4 protein-coding genes and 2 tRNA genes are annotated in these 10,563 nt (G+C 42.4%); 1 reads left to right on the top strand and 5 read right to left on the bottom strand.

Annotated features, from left to right (window positions below):
- Positions 1–100: 100 nt before the first annotated feature.
- From QME03_RS11680 to QME03_RS11695, 4 genes are all read right to left on the bottom strand, one after another.
- Positions 101–185, bottom strand: a tRNA-Ser gene (locus tag QME03_RS11680).
- 1,730 nt (positions 186–1,915) lie between these two features.
- Positions 1,916–3,106, bottom strand: coding sequence for an MltF family protein (locus tag QME03_RS11685; RefSeq protein WP_281724487.1), 1,191 nt, complete (start codon positions 3,104–3,106; stop codon positions 1,916–1,918).
- A 72-nt stretch (positions 3,107–3,178) separates the two neighbouring features.
- On the bottom strand, positions 3,179–3,511 hold the full coding sequence (locus QME03_RS11690) for a cupin domain-containing protein (protein WP_273114807.1): 333 nt from the start codon (positions 3,509–3,511) through the stop codon (positions 3,179–3,181).
- 142 nt (positions 3,512–3,653) lie between these two features.
- Positions 3,654–6,857 (bottom strand): TonB-dependent receptor, encoded by a 3,204-nt coding sequence (locus QME03_RS11695; RefSeq protein ID WP_281724488.1) that lies wholly within the window; start codon positions 6,855–6,857, stop codon positions 3,654–3,656.
- Positions 6,858–7,780: 923 nt separating this feature from the next.
- Here QME03_RS11695 and QME03_RS11700 point away from each other — a divergent pair.
- The gene (locus QME03_RS11700; RefSeq protein WP_345740176.1) at positions 7,781–10,213 is read left to right on the top strand and encodes a C10 family peptidase; all 2,433 of its coding nucleotides are present in this window, start codon (positions 7,781–7,783) and stop codon (positions 10,211–10,213) included.
- Between the two features lie 203 nt (positions 10,214–10,416).
- Here the strand turns inward: QME03_RS11700 and QME03_RS11705 are convergent.
- Positions 10,417–10,489 (bottom strand) — tRNA-Gly (locus QME03_RS11705).
- Positions 10,490–10,563: the final 74 nt, after the last annotated feature.

Below are 10,563 nucleotides of genomic sequence, written 5' to 3' on the forward strand. Positions count from 1 at the left end.
TACAAAGAAAAATCGTTGTAAAACCTTGATTTTACAACGATTATCTAATTTTTGAAGGCTAAAATGAAGACTCTTGTGAAGACCTTTTAAAGCCTATTAGCGGAGAGAGAGGGATTCGAACCCCCGGTACCTCTCGGTACGGCGGTTTTCAAGACCGCTGTAATCGACCACTCTACCATCTCTCCATAATTGAAAGGCCTTTGTGGTAAGGCGGTGCAAAGATAATACTTTTTTTTGGTTTGGCAAACATTATGCGAATTTTTATGGGGTTTTTGATGCATTTATTGTGGTTCAGGGGCAAAAGATAGCTTTTTCTTGTGTTTGAGTAGTGTTGTTTTTGATTTAATTACTGTTTTTGAGAGCAGCTAGCGGATGGCAGGAGATTGTACATTGACGATGGGTGGGAAAAGAATATGGGTGATTTGTTATTTTTTGCTCTGCACAGGGGGGGAGACTTATTGTTTTTTATTATCTGAAATGTCTTTGACTTTAGTGATAGTTGCGCAGGTCTTTGGGCTTAGCGTATGTTGTGTTTGATATTTCTAGTTTGGCATATTTCCTCATGTGGCATAGAGCCACGTACGAAGTGGTTTTATTTAATGGCTTGCAAATCTCTGTCTTCTATATGCGTACATTGGTTTGATGACGATGGAGGCGGCATATTAGTGAATGAATTATTATTTCTCTTATTGCCCCTATGCCGTGCAAGCTGTTGCTTTGATATTTATAAAGGATAGGGTTGTATGTGAAATGTTAATTTAGTAAATATATTTTACAAAATCTATTTTTCGGACGAGCCATTCTAGATGAGTTGTCCCGTTAAAACGGATATAAAATGCGACTGAATGGCAAAATTTGAGGTGGCAAGCGGAGGGTTGTTTGTGCTGACTTTTGCTATTTGCTATGACTTTGCTTTTCTATTTCAAGAAAATTAATCAAGATTGGCATCTGCAAAAGCAACAAAATTTGGGGATTATTTTTGTATATTGCTCGCAATTTGTATGATAATTCGCTGTTATTTGCAACGAAACGATTTGCTATTTGCTGCTAATAGCAGTGCTATTTGCTGCTAAATGCATGGTGATTTGCTGCTAAACGCAAGGTGTTTTGCTTCTAAATGCATAGTGATTTGCTACTAATAGCGCTGTAAAGCGCAAAAAGTGGGGTAAAAAGTGGATTTTATGGGTAATTTGCCGCTTAGACATGAAAAGTTGGTCTGGGGATTTGTGGTGCACGTATGTTTATGCTCTGCATCCGGATTTTGTGTTGAAAAAGGCGTGTTTTATGCTTAATTCTGTGTAAGGGTCAGTAAATCAGATGGTTGTGTGCTAAAGAAATAAGCGAGAAAAATCGACCGATGCTTGGATTTTTCGTGGCGAGGGCACTCATAATGTTAATTTTTTGTCTGTAAAGTTGACATTATTAATAAGGCGTGTTTTGTTATGGTGTGCTTCAAGTGTTGTTTTGTACAACCTAGGTTTAAGTAGAATAGGCGATTATATAGGCAGTGAAAATAGTCATCTAAAATATTTGATGGATGGCCGCCGATGCGGAAGGATTTATAGGTATTTAAATATCCTAGAGACTATTGAAAGATTCCCAGGAGGTTTTAAGCTAGTCAAACGACCATTGTGCCAAGGTTTATGGCTTTAGTGGATAAGTTTGATAAACAATTGTTTTAAATTTGAGCGAGCGCAAGTTGATGGTGCAGGCATTTATTCCCCATACGGTTAGACGATATGAGGGAGACAGATTGGCTAGACTGGGTAAAATATTCATCTGTATAGGCCATACGGTTTGTTTGTATGGGCAGTCTAGATGATATGTGGTGTGACAGGGTTTCAAGGGAGTAATAAAATAGTTATGTTAATAATGGGGTGGGGTAATGCCAAATAAGCGTGTGGGGAGTAGGGAGTTAGAGATGGAAACGATATTTCTTTGTGGCGCGTTGCGGTACCATCGAACCATAACTGCCCGATATTCCTCCAGGCGCCATTCCCGAATATTGTTGCCATCGCTTACCAATTCGTTCCACATAATCCACGGTTTCACTACCGCGCATATAGCCGTTTTTTACAACTGGGTCGTTGTAGAATTGCGATGTACTTAGGCGAAGAACGAAGGGTGCAACTTCTTCCCAGCGTTGAGGATTGTGTCCGTATTTGCGAGCTAACGCCATAGCATCGCGTATATGACCATGACCGCCGTTGTAACTGGCAAGTATAAAGCGGATGCGCTCCATGCGGTCGGTGATGTCGTTAAACTTACCATCTAACTCCCTTATGAGTTTTGTGGCTGCTGCGACATTGGGTTCGGGTTCGTGTATTTGACTGGCGGGTAGTCCTAAGTGAGCAGCCGTTGCAGGCATGATTTGCATTAAACCTCTTGCGCCAGCCCACGAATGCGCCATAGGGTCGAAGGTAGACTCTTGGTAGCATTGTGCTGCTAAGAGACGCCAATCCCATCGGGCAGTGGGAGCATATTTTTGGAAAAGATGGTCGTATTGTGAAATAATACCAGCTTTACGGTCAAGCATGGGCGAATAAACATGGCGTTGTATGCTGCGAGCAGACAATGCAAATTGTTCTTCGGCTTTGATTTTAGCGAGTAATTGGGGTTTAAACCATTTGTTTAATGTGTCGGCCAAAGCTTCGTTTCCTTTTGCGACAGCCCATTGTTCATTGCCCGTTGCGGGTTTTGCGCCGCAGAAATCAATCCCTTCTATATTTTTGGGTAAGAACAACGCAGCCAAGTCGCCATCGCCATTTTTTAGTTTTTCCACCAAATCGGCCGTGTCTTTGCATACTTCTACCCGAAGCGAAACGCCTAAGGATTTAGCAAAGCGCTCGCAGAGCAGATATTGCAAGCCCATGCCGTGGCCATGATAATCGTAATAATTGTTGGGTCCGGTGAGTGTTAGCATGATGAGTTCGCCGTTGTGAACGATGTCGTCGAGCGAGAAACCATTGTTGCTGGTTTCCACGGTGTCGGCGCCAAGCGTTGTTCCCCAGGGAGTTTCCACGGGTTGGTTCTGCTTTTTATGGTTACATGCCACAAGTGAAACCGATACACATAGTGTAAGGAATAGGCGAATGGAGACGTTCACGTGCTAGTTTGTTGGTGAGTGAATGGTCGATGTAGAAGAAGTGTTGGGGATGATAGGTGTGTGGTGTGAATTTTAGTGATGTTCGGGTACGATGGCGAAGAAAACGAAATCTTCTGTACCATTATTTTCGTAGTAGTGTGCATGACCCATAGGGCAATAATGCACCTGTCCGGGGAGCAGTGTTTCTTTTTCGCCGTCGCAATAGAAAGTGCCTTCGCCACTTAAGCATAATACCACTTCGCTATTTTCTTCGTGTTTGTGCAGTCCGCTGGCAGCTCCTGGTTTCAAAACGTTTTGCATGATGCGGCATTTGCTGTCAACAAAGGCCTTCATTAGCATTTCTCCATGTCCGCCTTTGAAGCCATTAATTTTGTTTTCTTCCAGATTGTTGAAATCGATGTGCATGATGTAAGTCTTTGATAATATCTTGCAAAGATAGCAAAAAAAGTGGACACAACCTTACAAGGTGTGCCCACTTTTACATATAGCGTTAGGTGTTGTGCTTTCGATGCGTGCACGAAGCTTTTAAAACACCTGTTGTTTGGCTTTAGAAGGTTACGCGCAAGCCAATTTGTGCGTGCCAACGACTAGCTACATCGCTCACGTGTGGCGTGTTGTCGAAGTATTGGAATGTAGCCACTTTGGTGTCGGGTGCAGTTCCGTTGTTAACGTTTTGAACTTGTAGTTTGTTAATGTTGTAAACCGAAGTGTAGTTGGTACCCCAGTTTTTATTCAGCAGGTTGGCCACATTTAGGATGTCGAACACCAGTTCAACCTTGCTACCACGTCCCTTAAGATAATAGAAATCTTGCGAGATGTGCAGGTCGAAACGGTTCTCCCATGGGGTGAGATTAGAGTTGCGTTCGGCGAACTGTCCGCGGTGTTTGCTAGCATAACTATCGTTTTCAATCCATTGTTCGAACTGATCTTTTTGTTGTACAGCGGTTGAGGTAACCACACCAGCCTTGTTTGTTTTGTCAACGAAAGTCATGTTGGCCAGTTCGGCTTTTGTAGGAATGTATAACAAGGTATTACCTTTGCGGTAGTCGCCGTTGAAAGATGGATTGGGGTTGTCGCTCATTGTTAGGCTATAGCGTTGTCCGCTTGTGCCGTTGTAAGTAAGACCAACATGTGTTTGCCAGCGTCCGTTACCATAACGTTTGCTGTTATAGTTAGCTGTAACAACGAGTCGATGAGGAATATCGAACATTGAAGCTGCGAGTACAGGTTCGTTGGGGTCGACATTGTAGTAATAGCCCCAGTTAGAAAGCGCTACAGAAGACGTTCCGTCGTGCACCGAATACGAGCGGCCGAAGGTGTAGTTGGCCATGAGGTCTAGTCCGAACTTGAACGACTTTTCAATCTGAGTACTGATAGAGTAGCTATATCCTTTGTTGGTGTTGGTCATGTTGATGATGCTGCTGTAGCTTCCAGGCTTGCTGCTATAGTAGATGGTTGATGAATTTTCAACTCCTTCAACAGCATAAACACGCTTACCGTCGTTAACAAGAGCAAGATTTTCAAACCAAACGTTGTTAAGATTTCTAGAGTAAAGGCCTTCAATGGTAAGTTTCATATCGCCAGGCAATTGTTGTTCAAGCGCCAAGTTGGTACGGAATACCTGTGGGAACTTGAAGTTTTGGGTTACAGTGGCAATGTTTGGTTTTGTTGCATCGGTAGGCAGAGCGTTGCTAGCGGCTGCTTGTGCATCGTTTTTATAGGTAGTAAACGAGGGCACGTTGTTACGAATTAGGATACCCTTTTGTTCGATACCTGTGTTAGCCCATGCGTTTTCGAGCCATACGAAAGGAGCGCGACCGTTGAAAATTCCCAATCCTCCGCGTAGCATTGTTTTATGAGTCTTGTTAGCATACCAACGGAAACCCAATCGAGGCGAGAACATCACCACCGATTTTGGTTTGCGACCAACCACAGCATCGTATTTAGTTGAGAATTCAGAGGCGTTGAATTGGTCGTTGGTGGATGGGCTATTGAGGTAGAAAGGAATATCAAAGCGTACGCCATAAGTGAGTTGTAGCAAGGTGTTGATGTCCCATTTATCTTGTACATAGAAACCCACTTGCCCGCTTCTAAATGGCGTTTTCCATTCTTTAGTGCCTGTAATGGTCTCGTCGGCATAGTTCCAAGCAAACTGGTTGGCCTTATCCGTCATAAATGCCTTTATGCCATTGTAGCTATACTGTCCAGTAAAAGCTTGGGTAAAGGCATTCTTCATGTCGTAGAGTTCGTTGTGTGTACCAAAGGTGATGTTATGATTTCCTAGATACCACGACAAGTTATCTTCAAGTACCCAAATGTTTTGGTCGAGTGAGTTTAGACCCGAAGAGTATTCGGTACCGATGTTTACGGTGTTGTCACCAGCAGCTTCGGTTCCAGTTATGGGGTCGTAAGCGCCCGCTTTTCTAATATATGCTGATGCAGCGCGATAAGGAATTTTGCGGTGGTCGCGTACGATGGTTAGTCCGGCGCGCAATTCGTTATAAAGCGAACGGCTGAAGTGCGAATTGAGCTCGGCCACGAACGAGTGCATATTGTTGTTGCGAATATATCCGCTATTCACAAAGTTGTAGGTGTTATAGCTAGAGCTGAACTCATCTTTATGCGAATCGCTGAATTGATAGCGAAGTGAGAACTTGGTATTGTTGTTGATGTTCCAGTCGATGCGTGCCATCAGCGAGAGAGCAGCCGAAGTGATGTCGGGGCGATGATAGCTTTCTTTAATTCCCGTTATTGCTTCATATTGGTCGGCAATGGCTTTTGCCATGTCGGTAGTCATGAAATAACCAGGTGCGCCAGCATAGTAAGTGGCGGGATAGATGTTTTTCTTATACTCAGCACTAGCAAAGAAGAAAAGTTTGTCTTTCACGATGGGGCCGCCAAAGGTTGCACCAAAAGTCTTGGTAGACTCGTTTTGGTATTTCTCTTTAAGGCCTGTGTTTTGGTTCCATTGGCCATAGAGGTTCTCATCCGTGTAGTAGGTGTAGGCCGAGGCTTTAAACACGTTGGTTCCCGATTTGGTAATGGCGTTGATTGCACCACCAGTAAATCCGCTTTGTCGGATATCGAAAGGCGAAGCTACCACTTGAATTTGTTCAACAGCATCAAGTGCGATGGGGTTTGCGTTGGTTTGGTCGCCAATAGTGCCGCCGCTCGACAATCCGAAGACGTCGTTGCTCACCATACCATCAATTTGGAACGAGTTGTATCTGTTATTCGTTCCAGCGATGGTGATACCGCCTTTTTTGTTGGCTTTAACCAGCGGAGAGAGAGTAGCTACATCGTAGATGTTGCGGTTTACAGTTGGTGTGTTGTCGATTTGCGCTTTCGAGAACTGTGTAGAGGCGCCAGTGGTGCCCACGCCAGCTTTTCCGGTTACGGTTACTTCGCCCAGTAACTTTGCGTCTTCCTTCATATCAGCGTTAAGAACGCTTGTTTCGCCGAGAACCAGGTTGATGTTCTCAAACACTTCGTCTTTGTATCCCACGTACGAGATGGTGATTGTGTAAGGACCTCCCACGCGCATACCTTGTATAGAGTAGCGTCCTTTCTCGTTGGTAATGCCGTTGTAGCGTGTTCCTGAGGGGGTGTGTACGGCCACCACAGTGGCTCCAATAACCTCTTCACTGCCAGCAACAACCTTTCCGTTGATACCTGATGTTGTAACCTGTGCCATGAGGGGAGATGTGAGGAACATCACAATGGCGAACAGAAAAAACAATCTTTTTTGCATAGTGATTTATAAATGTAAATTAATAAAAAATCTTTAGAAATTCTTAGCCGAATGATAATGCAAAATTACTTCTTTTTTCGAAAACCCGAAAGTATTGTAAAGGAAATGTTTGCATGTGTAAGTGTTTATTTCTTTTGTGTTGATTTTGCGATCTGTTTTACTCTTTTTGTTTCTGTATTTTCTATTTTATAACTACACTTTTTTGTAAAATGCCTTTTTTAGGATGCATGTGTTCGTTGTTAGCGCAAAATCTTGCATAAGGTAGCGTTTGGGGGTTTAAAGTCAGCTCACGATTATGTCGATGCATTAAATAATAGGATAAAGAGAGATTAATCCGAAGAAATAGTAACTAAAGACGATGTTTGCTCACGCTGCTAGTTGGTTTTGCATTCTCTTGGTATGCTTGTGTTGCACATGGCGACAATGTTTAGGTAATGTTCTTTCTTATCTTAATGTTAAATTGGGCGCAAGTTTGTTTGCGTGTACAAGTATGATTGTGGTAGATTATTTCTTGATTTTGGTTTTAATTTCGCATTAATGATAATTTGATTGTTAAATCTTTAGCAGGGTGTCGATAAGAGTCGCGTTTTTTTGCTGGTTAAAATAAATGTTGTTAATTTTGCATTGCATAAGAAAAAACAATTTAAAAACGTTTTAAAATCTGCGTGTAGAGACGAGGCAGCCAACTACAGGCGCACCCCATAAAATGGATTTGTGTAGACATACAAATGCTGCGATAGTTGGGAGTGTGTTATATGATGTGGTGCTAATGGCTTCTAATAACAACCAATTACTTAAAAATTAGTTGCTGGCGTAGTAAAGACCGTGTAATTTGTCTGAATAAATGGGCGAGCACGTATTGTCTAACAACAAAAGCATTGTAAATACTATAATACTTAATAATTAGAATGAACAGAAAACCAATGAGAGCATTGCTTTTATTATTAGCAATGTTATCAAACACCATGTTGATGAATGCCAATCCCATAACCAAAGGACAGGCCACGAGCATTGCTTCAAAGTATATCAGTAACCCAACGCTCACAAAGAACACCGTAGCAACACGTTCTTTGCAGGGAACCTCTAGTCCTGCGTATTATATCTTCACTAATTCTAGCGATAACAAATTTGTCATTATCTCTGGTGAAAGTGCACTAAATGAGTTAGTGGCCTATGGTGATAATATGTCGAAAGACGAAAACAATCAGCCGCCATACTTCAAAACGTTTTTGAAAGCCTACGAGCAAGTGGTGAATGCAGTGCGTACGAAAGGTGTTAAGGCCACGGCTCAGCCAATGCCAATCAAACGAAAGGTGGAACCATTACTTACCTGTAAATGGAGTCAGTATTATCCTTTTAATAAATATACCCCTGTAATTAGTGGGCGAACCACACCAACAGGCTGTGTGGCAACAGCAACAGCACAGGTAATGTATTATCATAAATGGCCTAAAACACGACCAGCAGATTATGTTAGAACCGAAGGAGACGATGCCTGGAAAAGTACCACTTATTGGTGGGACGATATGAAAGACACGGCTGGAAAGATGTATTCGAGGCGCTCAGAACAAGCCGTAGGTGTGTTTATGCGTGATATTGGCAACGCCGTTCGCATGAGATACTATCATAAAGGCAGTGATTCTAACTTGCAATATGCGTGCAATGCGCTTCGCGATAAGTTTGATTATACGGTGCGTTATCTAGATAAAGACGTTCTGCCAGCCAACGAGTTTCATAGCGAGGTGATGCAAGAACTATCCAACGGATATCCTGTTTTAGTTGTAGGTGGTCCGCATGCCTTTGTTTATGATGGTTATGATGAGCGCGGATTTATACACACCAACTGGGGCTGGGGTGGCGAAAGCGATGGCTATTTTGATATCAACACCATTTATCTTAATGTTCATGGTTTTGCCTTAAGTGGCACGTTCTGGGATGATATGTCAGTGGTATTTGCACATCCCAACAATGGAAAGGCTAGTCGTTTTAAGGACATAGAACGAGGCTTAGATGCTCGCACCACTACGGCGTTTACCATTAGCAAAACCGATGCCACGCGACAAGAACGTTTAAGCGCAAAGATTTCTAAACTAGGCTCGTATAGTTCTGTGAAAGGAGAGTTGGGTGTGTTTACAGGAAAGGTGGCGTTGGCGCTTTATAATGATAAAAACCAGCAGGTGAAAATTTATCCTTCCATTGGCGATAACGTTGTTTGGGCATCAATATTTACTAACATGACGTTCGAAGTGTACGATATTCATTTTGATAACATGGCCAATGGAAACTATCGTTTAGTGCCTGTTTATTCTGAAATGCTCAATGCTACAACCAAACAAAATGGGCCATGGAAACCTATAAATCATGCCAATGAGATGCAAGTGAAGCTCACTTCCAATGCCGTTCATATAGAAACGGGCAATCCGCATGATGTTGTTGTTATTGAGAAACGCCCTAGCGTGCTTGCTCCTTTCTACGAAGACTCGGGCAATATGGCTGCCTTTAGTTTCACAATGTATAATCCAGGGCGAGAGGAAGTGCGTGGCGATCTCGTTATGAAGCTTACCAATGTGCGCACTAAGCAAGTGTTTAATGGTTATTTGTTAACACCCAATGTTGTGGCACAACGTCTTGGTCGCACCTCTTTTACCATTAATATGTTGGCTCAGTATTTCAATTCGGGTAGGGTAGGGGCTTTGGCACAAGGCAAGTACAGCGTAGATTTTGCTATCAAGGTAAAAAGGAATGGGGCAGAAGTAGTTGTTCCTATCGATATGAAAGAACCATTTGAGATAGAAGTATTGCCCTATGTAAACCGTGGAAGCATTCAGTTTAATTTTGTAGACTATCTTGTGGATGGTGAAAATGCTAATTATAGCATCTTTCAATTAAATAAAATACTCCAGATAAGTTTGCAGGTACACGCCAAGGTAAGTGGTTATCAAATAAAAAATGGTTATCGTGGTAGCCTTTATTATCGTTTGTTCGACTTAACCTCCGATAAATGGATAGACCTTGGCGTTGTAAATAATGTTTATCTGCCTTGCGATGTAGCTAACAATGCTGTTCAAACTCGAATCTCTTTTGCGGCATCTAAGTTAGAACCTAATCATTCTTACGAAATACATCTTGAGATTGAACGAGATGGCAAACGCGAAGATATTTGGAATCCACAGACTATGCGTAACGTGTTCTACACCGTTGGTGAGATGAAAGTCACTTCAATAGATGGGGTAGAAAATAAAAATGTAAAGCCCAAACATATCTTTAGTATCAATGGTGTGCGTCAAACTCAAGCTTGGGATGCGCTTCCTGCTGGGGTGTATGTTGTTGATGGCAAAAAAGTAATAAAGAAATAAGAATCATCGTTTTACTTTGAGTTGGAAACGATACCTTTGCAAGAGGTTGGCTTTATGTAAATAAGTGCAACCTCTTGTTTTTGTTTGTCTGTATATTGTTGGGAGAGGAAAAATACGAACAAAAAAATAAGAAACGTATTTACGTTCCTTACACCTTTATATATAGCATAAAAATATCCTGAATAACCTGGATTGTAACCATGAGCGGTAAACGAGGCTCGAACTCGCGACCCCCAGCTTGGGAAGCTAGTGCTCTACCAACTGAGCTATTACCGCATTTGAGCCGATACCCGGACTCGAACCGGGGACCTATTCATTACGAATGAATTGCTCTACCAACTGAGCCATAT

Source organism: Hoylesella shahii (assembly GCF_937990675.1).
GTDB lineage: Bacteria > Bacteroidota > Bacteroidia > Bacteroidales > Bacteroidaceae > Prevotella > Prevotella shahii.

Coding starts and splice junctions, on each gene's coding strand:
- QME03_RS11700 (WP_345740176.1), top strand. CDS start 7,781: ATGAGAGCATTGCTTTTATTATTAGCAATGTTATCAAACACCATGTTG.
- QME03_RS11690 (WP_273114807.1), bottom strand. CDS start 3,511: ATGCACATCGATTTCAACAATCTGGAAGAAAACAAAATTAATGGCTTC.
- QME03_RS11695 (WP_281724488.1), bottom strand. CDS start 6,857: ATGCAAAAAAGATTGTTTTTTCTGTTCGCCATTGTGATGTTCCTCACA.